This is a genomic window from Uliginosibacterium sangjuense (assembly GCF_059132465.1).
In genome coordinates this window covers 650,396-666,146 of sequence record NZ_CP101132.1, presented here as the reverse complement: position 1 = coordinate 666,146, position 15,751 = coordinate 650,396, and the positions used below count along the sequence as shown (strand labels likewise).

Genomic DNA, 15,751 nt, shown 5'->3' with positions numbered 1-15,751 from the left:
GGGGTCCGATAGCTTATTGGGTTGTATGGATCCGAAGCAGCGGCCTTACACCGCCGGTTTGTCAGTTCTGGTTCGGCTGCCCGATCGGCAACAGGATCATGAAGCAGGTGTGACCGGGGCGACTCACCACGTCGATGGTGCCCTGGTGCTGCTCGACGAAACTCTGCGCGATCGACAGGCCCAGCCCGGTCCCCCCCTCGCGGCCCGACACCAGCGGATAAAAGATCTTGTCCTTGATGTCGTCCGGAATGCCAGGGCCGGTGTCGATGACTTGCAAATCCAGTGCCAGTTTATGGCGCTTCTTGGCCAGCGTGACCTGGCGCGCCGCGCGCGTGCGCAGCGTGATACTGCCCTCGCCCTCCATCGCCTGTGCGGCGTTGCGCGCGATGTTGAGCACCGCCTGGATCAACTGCTCGCGATCGGCAGTGAGGAAGGGTAGGCTGACGTCATAATCGCGCTTGACCATGACCTTGGGGAACTCGGCCTGGATCAGTTTGTGCACCCGCTCCAGCACGTCGTGCACATTGAGTAGCGCCGGGTGCATCATGCGATGCGAGTTGAGCAGGCGGTTCATCAGGTCCTGCAGGCGATCCGCCTCGGCGATGATGACCTGGGTGTACTCGCGCCACTGCGGATCATCCAGCTCGCGCTCCAGCAGTTGCGCCGAGCCACGGATGCCGCCCAGCGGATTCTTGATCTCGTGTGCGAGGTTGCGCACCAGTTCGCGGTTGGCCTGCTGCTGCTGCGCCAGCTGCTCCTCGCGCGCCACCTTGAGTTGGGCGTCGATCGGGCGGAACTCCAGCAACAGGCGAGCCGGTGGCAGATCGACCGGAGTCACCGTGCAATCAAGGTGCAACACGTTCTGCTGCGGACGCCGCACCGCCACGTTCTGACCGGTATAGCTCCAGTTGTTGAACAAGGCATTGTCCAGCGCGGCATGCAGGCCGGCCGCCTCGCCCATGATGATGGGCAGGGGCTTGCCAAGGCATTGCTTGTGGCTGACCGCGAAGAGATTCTCGGCCGAGGGATTCAGGTAGCAGATACGGTGCGCCGCATCGACCAGGACTACCGAGGAAGACAACAATTCGAGGCCGCGGGTGTGGGCGGCCAGACCATCCGGATCATTGGCAAGGCTAGGAGGGTTCATAGCCGGATACCGTCAGCAAGAAGCACGCCAGGCACCACGCCCAGGCATGACGGCGGGCTACTTGAGGTTGGAGATTTCTTTGCGGATGGCCTCGACGTTGCGTTCATGCAAGGCCACCTTGTCCTTGTAGGGCTGGACGCGCTCGAGGAACTTGGCGTAGTTGCGCTCATCGCCCAGGCGCACGGACTCTTGTTCGGTGAGCGCCTTGCGCGCCTCCTCCAGCGACTTCTCTTCGGTCGCCAGCTCCTGCTCGAGGATGCGGCGACGATCGTTGTCGCGGCTCTTCTGCGTACCGTCATCCACCCGCGGGAAGCTCGAGGGCGTGGGCGTCGCGGCTGCCGGCTTGCGTACCGGCATCGCTGGCACCGTGCTGATCGGCTGCTCGCGCGACAGCAGGGTGCAGCCCTTGCGCCCCGGCGCAGGCTTCTCGTTGGTATAGGTGGGGCTGCCGCCCGGTTCGTCCACACACTTGTAGATGTCAGCCTGGGCCACCGAGGCAGACAGGCAGGCGAGGAAGACCGAACAACGGCGCAGGACAGTCATCATGGTTTCCGGATGGAAGAGAGCCGACAGTTTAGGCGCAGGCCCCGCAAACGCAAAGCCTGCAGCCGACAGGCGCCCGGTAAAAAAAAGGACGGGCCGCAGCCCGTCCTCCTTCGACCATCAAGCCGGGAAGGCTTAGATCGAGTAGTACATGTCGAACTCGACCGGGTGGGTCGTCATGCGGAAGCGCTGGACTTCTTCCATCTTCAGGTCGATGTAGGCGCTGATCATTTCGTTCGAGAACACGCCACCACGGGTCAGGAACTCGCGGTCCTTGTCCAGGTATTCCAGAGCCTGTTCGAGGCTGGAACAGACGGTCGGGATCTTCGCGTCTTCTTCCGGCGGCAGGTCGTACAGGTTCTTGTCAGCGGGGTCGCCCGGGTGGATCTTGTTCTGCACGCCATCCAGGCCGGCCATCATCAGCGCGGTGAAGCACAGGTACGGGTTCGCGCCCGGATCCGGGAAGCGGGTTTCGATACGGCGGGCCTTGTCGGACTGCACGAACGGGATACGGATCGAAGCGGAACGGTTACGGCCGGAGTAGGCCAGCTTCACCGGGGCTTCGAAGCCGGGGACCAGACGCTTGTACGAGTTGGTCAGCGGGTTGGTGATGGCGTTCAGCGCACGAGCGTGCTTAATGATGCCGCCGATGTAGTACAGCGCGAACTCGGACAGGCCGGCGTAGCCGTTGCCCGCGAACAGGTTCTTGCCATCCTTCCAGATCGACTGGTGCACGTGCATGCCGGAGCCGTTGTCGCCAACGATGGGCTTGGGCATGAAGGTGGCGGTCTTGCCGTACTGGTGTGCCACGTTGTGCACGATGTACTTCAGGGCCTGGGTCCAGTCGGCGCGCTTGACCAGGGTGGAGAACTTGGTGCCGATTTCGTTCTGGCCAGCGGTCGCCACTTCGTGGTGGTGCACTTCGACGGGAATGCCGATGCCTTCAAGCGCCAGCACCATGGCAGCACGGATGTCGTTGGCGCTGTCGACCGGGGGAACCGGGAAGTAGCCGCCCTTGACGGTCGGACGGTGGCCGGTGTTGCCGCCGTCGAACTTCTCGCCCGAGGCCCAGGCTGCTTCTTCAGCGAAGATCTTGTGCGAGGCGCCTTGCATGTCCACCTTCCACTCCACGGAGTCGAAGATGAAGAATTCGGGTTCCGGGCCGAAGTAGGCGGTGTCGCCCAGGCCGGAGGACTTCAGGTAGGCCTCACCGCGCTTGGCGATGGAGCGGGGGTCGCGGTCATAGCCCTTGCCGTCGGAGGGTTCGACGACGTCACAGGTCAGGACCAGGGTGGTTTCGTCGAAGAAGGGGTCGACGTAGGCGGTGTCCGGATCCGGCATCAGCAGCATGTCGGAAGCCTGGATGCCCTTCCAGCCGGCGATCGAGGAGCCGTCGAAGGCGTGGCCTTCGGTGAACTTGTCTTCGCCAAAGGCGCTGATGGGCACACCGACGTGCTGTTCCTTGCCACGGGTATCGGTAAAGCGGAAATCGACGAACTTGACGTCATTTTCCTTGACGAGCTTGAGCACGTCTTGCACAGACAGGGACATATTGGCTCCTAGAAGAGTTATCCGGTTTTTGAGTCGATAAACCAATCCACGGCCGCGTGCAGGCAGCAGCCACAGGCTATCGTGAATGCGGAAGCAGGTACCGTGCCACCGAATGGAGCGGATGCCGGCTGCAACCAGTCAGGCTTCAGGCTTGATCGCCATAAAGTCGGCGGCCATTCTGCCATAAGGACGCAGTAGCCGGGGCAGAGCGGCGCGCCGCACCAATTAAGTGCGCCATGCCGCCAAATCACGCACCAACTCAGGGCGTGCGTCATCAGGGGCACGTCGACTGCACTGATTGAGTTCTCGCCAGGCCGCCCCCATACTCGGAACTCCCCAGTCACATTTCCTTGTTGGCACACACACCATGGGACAACTCAGCGACATCCTCCGCCTCGCCCAGGAACGCGCGCAGCAACTCAAGCTGCCCTACGCTGGCGCCCTCACCCCGCAGGAAGCGGCCGAGATGTGGAAGCTGGCGCCAGGGGCCAAGCTGGTCGATGTGCGCACCCGCGCCGAACTCGACTGGGTGGGCCGCATCCCCGGCGCGGCCGAGATTGAGTGGAACAGCTACCCCGGCAGCGTGCCCAATCCGCACTTCGTCGCCCAGTTGAAGCACCAGGTCGATCCCGAGTCGGTGGTGATGTTCATCTGCCGTAGCGGCGCGCGCTCGCACGCGGCGGCAATCGCCGCCACCGAGGCCGGCTACTCCGGTTGCTACAACGTGCTGGAAGGCTTCGAAGGCGACAAGGATGCCCACGGGCAGCGCGGCAAGATCGGGGGCTGGCGCCACGCAGGCCTGCCCTGGCAGCAGTCTTGACGCGGAACAAGGTGGGCACCCCAAGGGGACACAGGTAAAATCTCCTCCCCGCGTGCCTTCCGCGGCCGACATCAGTGCCCCTATCAGCAGACCATCATCATGCAGACCGCCACCATCAGCTTCGATCGTTTCAATGCACTCAAGGACGAGGAGGCACATGAGCGCATCCGCGCCGCCAAGGCCAGGCTGGGCAAGCGGGTGACCCTGCTGGTGCACCACTACCAGCGCGCCGATGTGTATCAGCACCACGACCTGACCGGCGACTCGCTGAAGCTGTCGCGCCTGGCCTCCGAATCGGACGCCGAGTTCATCGTGTTCTGCGGTGTGCATTTCATGGCCGAAGTGGCGGACATCCTGTCCAAGCCCGAGCAGATTGCGATCCTGCCCGACCTCGCGGCCGGCTGTTCGATGGCCGACATGGCCAACCTCGCCAAGGTGGAGCGCTGCTGGCGCGAATTGACCGAGGTGCTGGGCACGCCGGACGAACAGATCACGCCGGTCACCTACATCAATTCCGCTGCCGACCTTAAGGCCTTCTGCGGCCAGCACGGCGGCATCGTGTGCACCTCCAGCAACGCGCCCAAGATTCTCGACTGGAGCTTCGCGCAGCGCCCGAAGGTGCTGTTCTTCCCCGACCAGCACCTGGGTCGCTGGACCGGCCACAAGATGGGCATCGCGCTGGACGAGATGATCGTGTGGGACCCGGACCTGGAGTACGGCGGCCACACGCCGGAGGCGATCCGCAAGGCCAAGATGCTGTTGTGGAAGGGCCATTGTTCGGTGCACCAGATGTTCCAGCCGGCGCACATCATCAAGTGGCGCAACCAGCATCCGGACGGCTTCGTGATCTCGCACCCCGAGTCGGCTTTCGAGGTGTGCCGCCAGTCCGATTACGTGGGCTCGACCGAGTACATCCTGAAGACCGTCAAGGACGCCGCGCCGAACACCAAGTGGCTGGTCGGCACCGAGCTGAACCTGGTCAACCGCCTGGCCGAAGAAGTGAAGCACGAGGGCAAGCTGGTGCAGTTCATGTCGCCGATGGTGTGCATGTGCTCGACGATGCAGCGCATCGACCCGCAACACCTGGCATGGACGCTGGAGAACCTGGCCGAGGGCAAGATCGTGAACCGCATCTCGGTGCCGGCGCACGAGGCCAAGCTCGCCAAGCTCTCACTCGACCGCATGCTCGCCGTGTCCTGACCCCATCCGCAGGAACACGACAGGGGCCGCCGGGACACCTCTCCCGACGGCCCCTGCCTCATTCTGCGGAGCGACCCTTGCGGCGCGGAACGCGCAAACGGGTTCCGAGGGACAGCCCTGAGGCAGACACGCGCGGAAACTGGCATAGTTCCCTCACCCTGGTCGAACGCATGACAAATGCAGTCATCCATGCAAACCCTCAGCGTGTGCAGCTACAACATCCACAAGGGTTTCTCGCAGTTCAATCGCCGCATGGTGATCCACGAACTGCGCGAACGACTGCGCCAGCTGGGGCCGGACATCGTGTTCCTGCAGGAGGTGCAAGGCCTGCACCTGCGCCATGCACGGCGCCACCCAGAGTGGCCCTTGCAGCCGCAGCATGAGTTCATCGCGGGCGATGAGTGGCATGCAGCCTACGGCGGCAACGCGTCCTACGCCCACGGCCATCACGGCAACGCGGTGTTGTCACGCCTGCCCATCGTGACTGCCAGCAACTACGACGTGACCCAGCATCGCCTGGAACGGCGTGGCCTGCTGCATTGCGACCTCGCACGGCCCGATGGCGGGCGCATCCACTGCATCTGCGTGCACCTGTCGCTGACCGAGCATCAGCGGCGACGCCAACTGCAGGCCCTGGCCGAGCATGTAAACCGCCATGTGCCGGCTGACGAACCGATGATCATCGCCGGCGATTTCAACGACTGGCGCGCCCGCGCCGGCGAGTGGCTGGCCGCCCAACTGGGGCTGCACGAGGCGCACACCGAATGCCATGGCCGCCCGGCGCGCAGCTTCCCCAGCTCGATGCCGGTGCTGCGCCTGGACCGCATCTACCTGCGCGGCCTGCACGCGGTGGCCGCTGAAGTGCACTGGGGCGCGCCCTGGTCCGGCATTTCCGATCACGCGGCGCTCACCGCGCGCCTGCGTCTGGCGCCATGAGCGGACGGCTGATCCGCGGCAACCACATCAGCCTGCTGGAGACGGGCGGGGACTACTTTCCCGCGCTGGTCGCCGCCATCGAATCGGCACGCCACGAGGTCTTGCTGGAAACCTACATCTTCGAGGACGACGACACCGGCCGCCGCGTCGCCGCCGCGCTGTGCGCAGCGGTCGGGCGGGGCGTGCGGGTGCGCCTGATGGTGGATGGCTTCGGCAGCCGCGCCTTCGTTGAGGACAAGCTGCACGAACTGGAGCGGGCGGGCGTCGAAATCATGGTGTTCCGCCGCGAGATCGCCACCTTCTCCTTCCGCCGCCATCGCCTGCGCCGCCTGCACCGCAAGCTGTCGGTGGTGGACCGGCGCATCGGCTTCGTCGGTGGCATCAACATCATCGACGACATGAACACGCCGCGGCAGACGCCACCGCGCTTCGACTATGCCGTTGCCATCGAAGGGCCCTTGGTCGGACGCATCCACGCCACCATGAGCGAGCTGTGGCAGATCGTGCGGTGGGCCAGCTTCCGCCGTCGCCCGCGCGAGACCTTCGCGCAGTGGGCGCGCCCGCAGCAGCAGCCGGCGCAGCCGCGCATCCCGCGTCGCGGCGAGATCCGCGCCGCCCTGGTGCTGCGCGACAACCTGCGCCATCGCAACGACATCGAGCGCGCCTACCTGGCGGCGCTACGCCACGCCGGGCACGAGGTGATCATCGCCAATGCCTACTTCTTCCCCGGCCGGCGTTTCCGCAAGGCGCTGACCGATGCCGTCGCGCGCGGCGTGAAGGTCACCCTGCTGCTGCAGGGCAAGGTGGAGTACTGGCTGTTGCACCACGCCTGCCGTGCGCTGTATCCGCACCTGCTGAACTCGGGCATCCGCATCATGGAGTATCGCAAGAGCTTCCTGCATGCCAAGGTGGCGGTGATCGACGATGACTGGGCCACCGTGGGCTCCAGCAACATCGACCCCTTCAGCCTGATGCTGGCGCGCGAGGCCAACGTGGTGGTGCGCGACCAGAACTTCACGCTTCAGCTACGCAGCAGCCTGCTGCGCGCGATGGACGATGGCGCGGTGGAGCTGGATGCGCGCGAGTGGCAGCGCCGCCCGCTGCCGCAGCGCTTCCTGTCCTGGCTGGCCTATGGCCTGATGCGGCTGGCGATCGGACTGGCCGGCTATGGCCAGCGCCTGCGCTGATCGCCCTTCTCGCTCAGCCGAGGTGATGGATGGCCCGCACCTGCGGCACTGCCGCCAGCGACCAATGCGCGCGAGCCCATTGCCACAGCGTCGCCACATCGGCATGCAATAGCGCCTCCGGCACAGGTTGGCCAAGAAAGCGCAGCGCCGCGTGCAGCGCGGCGACGGCCTGCGCCGGGTCTACCGCGGGCGCCAGGGTTTGCTTGGAGAGTTTCTCGCCGGCGGCATTGGTTGCCACCGGCAGGTGGGCGTAGTGCGGCGTAGCCACGCCCAGCGCATGCTGCAAGGCGATCTGGCGCGCCGTGGAGTCGAGCAGGTCGGCGCCACGCACGACGTGGGTGACGCCCTGCTCCGCATCGTCGACCACCACCGCGAGCTGGTAGGCGAACAGGCCGTCGGCGCGTAGCAGCACGAAGTCGCCCACGTCCTGCCACACGTCCTCGCACTGCTCGCCCTGGATCGCATCGACGAAGCGGACCTCGCCCGGCGCCGTGCGCAGGCGCCAGGCACGCGCCTCGCGTCCCGCCGGCAGGCCGGCGCGGCAGGTGCCGGGGTAGCGCCGCGAACCGTCGCGCGCCAGGGTCGAGTCAGCCATCTCGCGCCGCGTACAGGCACAAGGAAACACGGTGCCGCGCGCCTGCAGCGTCGCCAATGCCGCGTGGTAAGCCGCGCTGCGCGCGCTTTGCCACCATGGCTCGCCATCCCACTCGAAACCACAGGCCTCCAACTGGCGCAGGATGGTGTCGGCGGCACCGGGCTGGCTGCGTGGCGTGTCCACATCCTCGATGCGCAACAGCCAGCGCCCGCCCTGGGCGCGCGCCTCGAGGCAGGAGCCCAGGGCGGCGACGAGCGAGCCGAAGTGCAGCGGGCCGGTCGGCGACGGCGCGAAACGGCCGACGTAGGCGGGCACGGGCAGGACGGAGGCGGCGGGTGGAAGCATGGGCCGCCAGCTTAGCTCAGGGCGCCCGCTCCGGTGGGCGCGGCGCACAGCGCGGCAGCAGCAGGCGGAAGCGGGTGCCCAGGCCGGCCTCGCTGTTCAGTTCAATGCGTCCACCCAGGGTCACGGTGACGAGGTTGTAGACGATGTGCAGGCCCAGGCCGGTGCCGCCGCGCCCCAGCTTGGTGGTGAAGAAGGGGTCGAACACGCGCTTCTGCAGTTCGGCCGGGATGCCGATGCCATCGTCGGTGCAGGTGAGTTCGATTTCGTCCGCCTCCCGCGCCTGGGCGTGGATGCGGATGCGGCCGCGGCTGCGCCCTTCGAAGGCGTGCGCCACTGCGTTGGTCACGAAGTTGGTCAGCACCTGACCCAGCGCACCGGGGTAGCTGTCGAGGCGCAGCCCCGGCGCCACCTCCAGCTCCAACTGCCAGGGCGTGTTGCGCAGGATGGGCGAGAGCGTGGCGACGAGTTCGCGCAGCATGTCGGCCAGGTCGAACTCGCGGCGCCCCTCGCTGACCTGGTCCACCGAGACTTGCTTGAAGCTGCTGACCAGGCTGTGGGCGCGCGACAGGTTGCGCTCCAGCAGGACGGATGCCTCGCCCAGGTCGCCCACGTAGCGGGCGAGCACCGAGCGGCGCAGGCGGTCGGCGGCGAGATCACGCGCCAACTGCTGCGACATGTCGCGCACCGTGGAGGCGACGATCACGCCGTTGCCGATGGGGGTGTTGAGCTCGTGCGCCACCCCTGCCACCAGGGTGGCGAGCGCGGCCAGCTTCTCGCTGCGGATCAGTTCGTCCTGCGTCAGTTTGAGGCTCTCCAGCGCCTGCGCCAGGGCCTCGGTGCGCTCACCCACGCGTTGCTCCAGGGTGGCATTGAGGTCCTCCAGGGCGCGCCGCGCATGTTCCGCCTCGGTGACGTCGACGAAGGTCCACACCCCCCAGCGGGCATCGTCGGCCTCGAAGGCACGCGCGAACACGCGGAAGCGGCCACTGCCGTGCGCCGTGCGCATGTCCATCAAGCGATCGACATCGTGCATGCGCTCAAGCAAGTCAAGGGTGAGGCTCAGGTCATCCTCGTACTCCACCAGCGGCAGGCTGGCCAGCGGCTGGCCGACCACCTGTGCGCGCGACAGCTTGAACACGCGCTCGGCCATCACGTTGAGGTCGACCACGCTGCGCGTGCCGAGGCGGGTCAGCAGCACCGGCACCGGCGACAGGTTGAACAGGTTGGAAAAGCGGCTCTCGCTGTCGCGCAGGCGTTCCTCGGCCCGGCGCTGCTCGTCCAGTTGTGCCTGCTGCTCGCGCAGCGCGCGTTGCAGGCGCCCGGTCATGTCGCCGAAGGCGCGTGCGAGACGCCCGATCTCGCCGCCGGCGGTGATCGGCAAGGCCAGTGCGCCGCTGGCTGGCGTGCCCAGGGCATCCGCCGCCTCGGTCAGCGCGACCAGGGGCCGCGCGATGCGCCGCGCCACCCACCACGCTGCGCCACTGATCAGGGCGAGCAGCAGCAGGCCCATCAGCAGGGCGGCATGCAGGGTGAGCTGGCGCGGCGCCCAGTAGCTGTCGGCCGGTTCCACCAGCACCAGCCGCCATTGCCCGCCGCGCACCGGCACACTCGCCACGCGGTCCGGCCCGCTGCCGCGCGAATCTGCCCAGCGCATCCAGCCCAGCCCGCCCGCCGGCCCGGGCAGGGTGTCGCTGAGGCGCTCCGGCGCCGCGTCTGCGGCCAGGCGGTACTCGGCCTTCAGGCGCGTCACCTGGGCCGCATCGCCAGTGCCGACCAGGGCGCGGCCTTGCAAGGTCGGGCGGCGGCCATGCGCCAGCACCACCCCCTCGCTGTCGAACAGCACCGGGTAGGCACTGGCGCGCTGGAGCTTGCCGCGCACCACTTGCTGCAGGCGGGCGGCGGCAAAGCTCATGCGCAGGAAGCCGACGATCTGCCCGCCCGCGTTGCGCACCGGTTGCAGCGCATGCAGGGCGGCCCGCCCCTGGGCGTCGACGAGCGGGCCGGCAAGGCTGGCCAGGCCGCTGTAGCGCGCCTGGCGTAGCCACAGGGCCTGGCTGTCCGGCGGAATCTCGCGCCCCAGCGCGGTATCCAGCAGGGTGCGTCCGTCCAGGTCCAGCAGGGCCGCCGAGCGCACGTACACCATGTCACGGCCGACCATGTTGCGCAGCAGCCCGGTCAGTTCCGGCGCCAGGCGCAGGCGTGCCGCCGGCGGGCTGCCCAGGTAGGCGGCAAAAGGGGGCTGGCGCGCATCGGCGCGCAGGCTCTCCAGCGTGCTGTCGAGGTAGGCGTCGAGGTAGCCGGCGATCTCCTCCGCGCGCTCCAGCAAGGACTGGTCCTGATGGCGCGCGCGTAGTTCCCACTGCGCCTCGACGGCCAGCCACAGCACCAGGCCTACCGGCAGCAGGGCCAGCGCGACGAAGTAGGCCAGCAACTGGCTGCGGATTCTCATCCGACAAAGCTCCCGTCGAACAGGGCCTCGACCTGCGGACGCCGGGGCAGCAGGCCGCGCGCGACGAAATGCTCGACGTACTCGAAAGCAGCGTTCTGCAGCGATCGCTCGGCCACGCCCTGACCGAAGCGCAGACGGTTGTCGGCGCGCCCCAGCAGGCGGGCGCCCACTAGCGAGACATGCTCGACGCGACCGGCGAGGCGTGCGCGCAAGCGCGCTTCGCCAGCCTGCGGATTGGCACGCCACCATGCCTGCGCGTCGAACCAGGCGGAGATCAGACGGCGCAGTTCGGCGCCGCGTGCCTGGCCCAGCGCGCGCTGCACCACCAGTCCGTCCTGGATCAAGCCCGGCGTCTCGGCGCTACTGAACAGCGCGACCTGGCCGCGACGCAGTGCTTGCGCGGCATAGGGCTCCCACGAGTGGCCGATGTCGATCAGGCCTTCGCTCAGACGCTGCGACACCTCCGAGGCATCGACGTTGAACAGTTGCACGTCGCCCAACCCGAGGCCATGGCGGGCGAGGAAGCGCAGCACCAGGAGCTCGCCAAAGCCCCCCAGGCCCAGACCGATGCGTCGGCCTCGCAGGGCGGCGGCATCCGACAACGGGGTGTTGGCCAGCAGCACGTCGCCGCCGACCGACTCGTCCGACACCAGGATCATGCTCAGGTCGTCGCGCTCGCGCGTCAGCATGATCATGTCCCCCAGCGACACGCACACGCCGTCGTAGCTGCCCGCCACGAAGTCGCTGAGCATCTGCCGCGTGTCCTGCGGCAGATGGACCTCCACCGCCACGCCGGCCTGGTCCAGCAGGCCCAAGTCCTGCGCCAGCAGCAGCGGGTAGTAGCCGCCCCAGAGGTCGATTGCGATCCGCAGGGGGCGGCTGGCGACAGCCTCGCCGGAAGCCCGCCGTTCGCAGGCTGCGAGCAGCGGCAGCCCGCTCAGCAGCACCATGGCGCGCCGGCGCGAAACGCTCCCTCTGGTGTCCTGCACGCTCGCTCCCCGTTGTCTGGCGCCTCATGGCGAGAACGGCGGCGAGCAGGGATTCTTGAGCGCCTCCGGTTTATTGCCCGAGGCGCTGGCGAGCCTCGTCAATGCCGCCGTAGTCCTTGATGCGGGAGTAACCCAGACGCTTGAGCTCATCATGGGCGAGAGCGGAGCGCCGGCCGGAACGGCAGTACAGGATCACCTCGTCCTCCTTGCCCACGCCAGCCATCGAGATGCGCTGGGCGATGCTGGCATGGTCAAGGTTGATGGCGCCCTTGAGGTGACCCTGGGCGTACTCCTGCGGCGTACGCAAGTCGATCACGAAAGACTTGGCGGCCGCCAGCACCGGCAAAACGGCGATGGCAGCCAGAAACAGCAGACGGAATGGTTTCATTTCTTCACGGGACAGGAGTTGAAGCCGATGAGCTTGTAGGCCGGACAGTAACGGAACAGCCCGGTCAGCAGCGGCACGACCCCGATCCAAGCCCAGCCACCCAGGTTGCCGCTCAGCGCCGCCAGGATCAAGGCCAACCCCAGCACGATGCGCAGCACACGATCCACGCCTCCGACATTTGCCATAGCCTGCTCCTTGCTCACGGAAAGGGGACGCCTGAAGAACACGCAGCCGCGCCACGTATTCCCGGCGCCTTCTTTGTAGCCCCGCCGATCGCCCGCGGAAAGCCCGGTCCGCGCCTCTCTTGAGGCGGCGCAAGTCAGGCCAGGCGGTAGGTCTCCAGGTGGATGCTGGTCTCGGTGTTGCTGATGCCCTTGATCAGGCGGATGCGCTCCAGCACCTGGGCCAGTTCCTGCAGGTTGGCGGCGCGCAGCTCGGCCAGCAGATCCCACCGCCCGTTGGTGTCGTGCAGGCAGGCCACGCCGGCTTCGCCGAGCAGGCTGGCGATCACGCGCCGCGTCTCGTTGCCCTCCACCGCGATGCACATCCAGGCCTTGATCACATTGGGCTGTGCATCGGGCCGCAAGCGCACGGTGTAGCCCACGATCACGCCGGCGTCTTCCAGGCGCGCGATGCGGTTGGTCACGGTGCCGCGCGACACGCCCAGCTTCTGCGCGAGCGCGGCAACGCTCAGGCGGGCATTGGTGCGCAGCAGGCCCAGCAGTTTATGGTCAGTCGCATCCATTCTGTCGATTTGCCAATCTGATCTGTCATTTCGACAGATTAGCCTGCATTTCTGCAAATTTCTGGCGATATGAATTGGCAGCGGCTTTGGCGAGACTGAAGTATCCCCCAGCATCGAGACGCATCATGGGCTCGCACCGACCCGACCACCTCGCCCCCCGTACCCTCTTCCTGGGCACCGAAGACCTCGCCCGCCTCGTGGCGCGCAAGGGCATCCGCCCGGTGCTGGCCGGCATGGCGCGCTACCTCTGCGAAGACTTCCAGCGCTGGGCGGATTTCGACAAGACACCGCGCGTCGCCACCCATTCGCGCAACGGCGTGATCGAGCTGATGCCCATCGCCGACCCTGCGCGCTACAGCTTCAAGTATGTGAACGGCCACCCGCAGAACGGCCGCTTCGGCCTGCCCACGGTGATGGCCTTCGGTGTGCTGGCCGACGTGGCCAGCGGCCTGCCAACCCTGCTCGCCGAGCTGACGCTGACCACCGCGCTGCGCACCGCCGCCACCTCGGCCGTCGCCGCCCGCGCCCTGGCTCGCCCCGACAGCCGCGTGATGGCCATCATCGGGAATGGCGCGCAGAGTGAATTCCAGGCCCTGGCCTTCCAGCACCTGCTGGGCATCGAGGAGATCCGCCTCTACGACGTGGACCTCGCGGCCAGCGCGCGCCTGATGAGCAACCTCGCCACCAGCGGCCTGCGCCTGACGCCCTGCGCCAACACGCGCGAGGCGGTACGCGGCGCCGACATCGTCACCACCATCACGGCCGACAAGCGCAACGCCACCATCCTGATGGCGGACATGATCGAGCCGGGCATGCACCTCAACGCGGTCGGCGGCGACTGCCCCGGCAAGACCGAGCTGGAGGCGGCGATCCTGCCGCGCTGCGAGGTATTCGTGGAGTACGCGCCACAGACGCGCGTCGAGGGCGAAATCCAGCAGATGCCTGCGGAATTCCCGGTCACCGAACTGTGGCAAGTGCTGGCCGGCAAGAAGCCTGGCCGCCGCCGCGCCGAGGACATCACCCTGTTCGACTCGGTCGGCTTCGCGCTGGAAGACTTCTCGGCCCTGCGCTACCTGCAGGACCAGGCCATGCAACTGGGCCTGGGTCGGCCGCTGGACCTGATCGCCGTGGCGGACGATCCGAAGAACCTGTTCGGGCTGCTGGGCCAGAGCACGCTGGTACCAATGACTCCGGCGTAGGCCAGCAGCCTTCCCGTCATGCACGCGGTGGGTTGTGGCGACGCGCCGCACCCACCCTGCGACATCAGTCTCAGCGCTTGCGCCCGCCCAGGATCGAGCCCAGCACGCCGCGCACGATCTCGCGCCCGACCGCACTGCCCACGGTGCGCGCGACGCTCTTGGCGGCCATCTGCGCCAGGCCGTCGTGCTTGCCGCCGCGCGGGCCGGTGCTGCCGAACAGGATGCTGCCCAGCGCGCCGCCCAGACCACCGAGCAAATCGCCACCGCCCGCCTCCACCGGCGCACCGGAGGGCGCCTGACCCGGTGCCGCGCCAGTCTTGCCGTTCGTTTGGCTACCACCTGCTGCGGCCGGTGCACCCTTGAGCTTCTCGTAGGCCGATTCGCGGTCCTGCACTTCCTCGTACACGCCATACACCAGCGAGCCGTTGATGGCGGCGATGCGCTCGTCCGCCGTCATCGGGCCGATGCGCGACATGGGCGGCAGCACCATGGCGCGCTCGACCATGCCCGGCGTGCCCTTGGCGTCGAGGAAGGAGACCAGCGCCTCGCCCACGCCCAGCTCGGTGATCGCCGCCTCGGCGTTGAAACCGGGCTTGGCACGCATGGTCTCGGCGGCCGTCTTGACGGCTTTCTGGTCACGCGGGGTGAAGGCGCGCAGCGCGTGCTGCACGCGGTTACCGAGCTGGCCCAGCACGGCGTCGGGTATGTCCAGCGGATTCTGCGTCACGAAGTAGATGCCCACGCCCTTGGAGCGGATCAGGCGCACCACCTGCTCGATCTTCTCCAGCAAGGCCTCCGGTGCGTCATCGAACAGCAGGTGGGCCTCGTCGAAGAAGAACACGAACTTGGGCTTGTCGAGATCACCCGCCTCGGGCAACTGCTCGAACAACTCGGCCAGCAGCCACAGCAGGAAGGTGGCGTAGAGCTTGGGCGAGTTGTACAGCTTGTCGGCGGCCAGGATGTTGATGACGCCTTTACCCTCACCATCGGTCTGCATGAGGTCGGCGATGTTGAGCATCGGCTCGCCGAAGAACTTGTCGCCCCCCTGGCTCTCCAGCGTCAGCAGGCCACGCTGGATGGCGCCGATGCTGGCGGCCGACACGTTGCCGTAATCGGTGGTCAGGGTCTTGGCGTTGTCACCGACCCATTGCGCCATGGCGCGCAGGTCCTTCAGGTCGAGCAACAGCAGGCCATTGTCATCCGCCACCTTGAACACGATCTGCAGCACGCCGGCCTGCGTCTCGTTGAGCGCCAGCAGGCGCGCGAGCAGCAGCGGCCCCATGTCGGAGATGGTGGCACGCACCGGGTGGCCGGACTCGCCGAACACATCCCAGAACACGGTGGTGCATTTCGCCGGGTCCCAGTCGCTGACGCCCAGCGCAGTCAGGCGCTCCTGCAACTTGGGTTTCAACTCGCCCTTGGCGCCGATGCCGGAGAGGTCGCCCTTCACATCGGCCATGAACACCGGCACGCCGATGTTGGCGAAGGATTCGGCCATCTTCTGCAAGGTCACCGTCTTGCCGGTACCGGTCGCCCCGGCAATCAGGCCGTGGCGGTTGGCGAAGTTGGACAGGATCGCGATGTCCTGCCCGTTGGCGCGGGCGATGACGAGCGGGGTACTCATGAGGGCTCTCCGGGTCGTTGTTTCTCTTGCGGC

At 67.2% G+C, this 15,751-nt stretch carries 15 protein-coding genes; 5 read left to right on the top strand and 10 right to left on the bottom strand.

The genetic code is table 11. From position 1 onward, the window contains the following. Positions 1 to 61 precede the first annotated feature (61 nt). The 3 genes from glnL to glnA all read right to left on the bottom strand — a co-directional run bounded on the left by glnL (position 62) and on the right by glnA (position 3,235). Positions 62 to 1,147, bottom strand: coding sequence for a nitrogen regulation protein NR(II) (glnL, locus tag NMB43_RS03005; RefSeq protein ID WP_494350678.1), 1,086 nt, complete (start codon positions 1,145 to 1,147; stop codon positions 62 to 64). A gap of 57 nt (positions 1,148 to 1,204) precedes the next feature. Next, a complete protein-coding gene (locus tag NMB43_RS03000; protein ID WP_494350677.1) occupies positions 1,205 to 1,693 on the bottom strand; it encodes a DUF4124 domain-containing protein in 489 nt (162 codons plus the stop codon). Positions 1,694 to 1,825: 132 nt separating this feature from the next. After that, the gene (gene glnA / locus NMB43_RS02995) at positions 1,826 to 3,235 is read right to left on the bottom strand and encodes a type I glutamate--ammonia ligase (RefSeq protein WP_494352103.1); all 1,410 of its coding nucleotides are present in this window, start codon (positions 3,233 to 3,235) and stop codon (positions 1,826 to 1,828) included. Positions 3,236 to 3,608: 373 nt separating this feature from the next. Here glnA and NMB43_RS02990 point away from each other — a divergent pair, with 373 nt between their 5' ends. From NMB43_RS02990 to clsB, 4 genes are all read left to right on the top strand, one after another. Further along, the gene (locus tag NMB43_RS02990; protein WP_494350676.1) at positions 3,609 to 4,061 is read left to right on the top strand and encodes a rhodanese-like domain-containing protein; all 453 of its coding nucleotides are present in this window, start codon (positions 3,609 to 3,611) and stop codon (positions 4,059 to 4,061) included. Positions 4,062 to 4,160: 99 nt separating this feature from the next. Continuing rightward, positions 4,161 to 5,261, top strand: coding sequence for a quinolinate synthase NadA (nadA, locus tag NMB43_RS02985; RefSeq protein WP_494350675.1), 1,101 nt, complete (start codon positions 4,161 to 4,163; stop codon positions 5,259 to 5,261). 189 nt (positions 5,262 to 5,450) lie between these two features. Next, a complete protein-coding gene (locus tag NMB43_RS02980) occupies positions 5,451 to 6,197 on the top strand; it encodes an endonuclease/exonuclease/phosphatase family protein (protein ID WP_494350674.1) in 747 nt (248 codons plus the stop codon). Then, complete coding sequence (clsB, locus tag NMB43_RS02975) at positions 6,194 to 7,384, top strand: cardiolipin synthase ClsB (protein ID WP_494350673.1); 1,191 nt, start codon at positions 6,194 to 6,196, stop codon at positions 7,382 to 7,384. The genes NMB43_RS02980 and clsB overlap by 4 nt, the downstream gene beginning before the upstream one ends. Positions 7,385 to 7,397: 13 nt before the next feature. Here the strand turns inward: clsB and gluQRS are convergent, their stop codons facing one another. The 6 genes from gluQRS to NMB43_RS02945 all read right to left on the bottom strand — a co-directional run bounded on the left by gluQRS (position 7,398) and on the right by NMB43_RS02945 (position 12,895). Beyond that, positions 7,398 to 8,324, bottom strand: coding sequence for a tRNA glutamyl-Q(34) synthetase GluQRS (gluQRS, locus tag NMB43_RS02970; RefSeq protein WP_494350672.1), 927 nt, complete (start codon positions 8,322 to 8,324; stop codon positions 7,398 to 7,400). A gap of 16 nt (positions 8,325 to 8,340) precedes the next feature. Then, positions 8,341 to 10,773: an ATP-binding protein gene (locus NMB43_RS02965; RefSeq protein WP_494350671.1), complete on the bottom strand. Its 2,433-nt coding sequence runs from the start codon at positions 10,771 to 10,773 to the stop codon at positions 8,341 to 8,343. After that, the gene (locus tag NMB43_RS02960) at positions 10,770 to 11,762 is read right to left on the bottom strand and encodes an ABC transporter substrate-binding protein (RefSeq protein ID WP_494350670.1); all 993 of its coding nucleotides are present in this window, start codon (positions 11,760 to 11,762) and stop codon (positions 10,770 to 10,772) included. The genes NMB43_RS02965 and NMB43_RS02960 overlap by 4 nt, the downstream gene beginning before the upstream one ends. A 70-nt stretch (positions 11,763 to 11,832) precedes the next feature. Beyond that, entirely contained in the window at positions 11,833 to 12,150 is a 318-nt protein-coding gene (locus NMB43_RS02955) for a rhodanese-like domain-containing protein (RefSeq protein ID WP_494350669.1), read from the bottom strand. Next, positions 12,147 to 12,335, bottom strand: a complete 189-nt coding sequence (locus NMB43_RS02950; RefSeq protein WP_494350668.1) for a YgaP family membrane protein — start codon at positions 12,333 to 12,335, stop codon at positions 12,147 to 12,149. Before NMB43_RS02950 ends, NMB43_RS02955 begins: the two co-directional genes overlap by 4 nt. A gap of 134 nt (positions 12,336 to 12,469) precedes the next feature. Continuing rightward, on the bottom strand, positions 12,470 to 12,895 hold the full coding sequence (locus tag NMB43_RS02945; RefSeq protein ID WP_494350667.1) for an Lrp/AsnC family transcriptional regulator: 426 nt from the start codon (positions 12,893 to 12,895) through the stop codon (positions 12,470 to 12,472). Between the two features lie 125 nt (positions 12,896 to 13,020). Between NMB43_RS02945 and ocd the strand changes: the two genes are divergently transcribed. After that, positions 13,021 to 14,094, top strand: coding sequence for an ornithine cyclodeaminase (ocd, locus tag NMB43_RS02940; protein WP_494350666.1), 1,074 nt, complete (start codon positions 13,021 to 13,023; stop codon positions 14,092 to 14,094). 70 nt (positions 14,095 to 14,164) lie between these two features. Here the strand turns inward: ocd and NMB43_RS02935 are convergent, their stop codons facing one another. Next, positions 14,165 to 15,718, bottom strand: a complete 1,554-nt coding sequence (locus tag NMB43_RS02935; RefSeq protein ID WP_494350665.1) for a helicase HerA-like domain-containing protein — start codon at positions 15,716 to 15,718, stop codon at positions 14,165 to 14,167. Between the last annotated feature and the right edge of the window lie 33 nt (positions 15,719 to 15,751).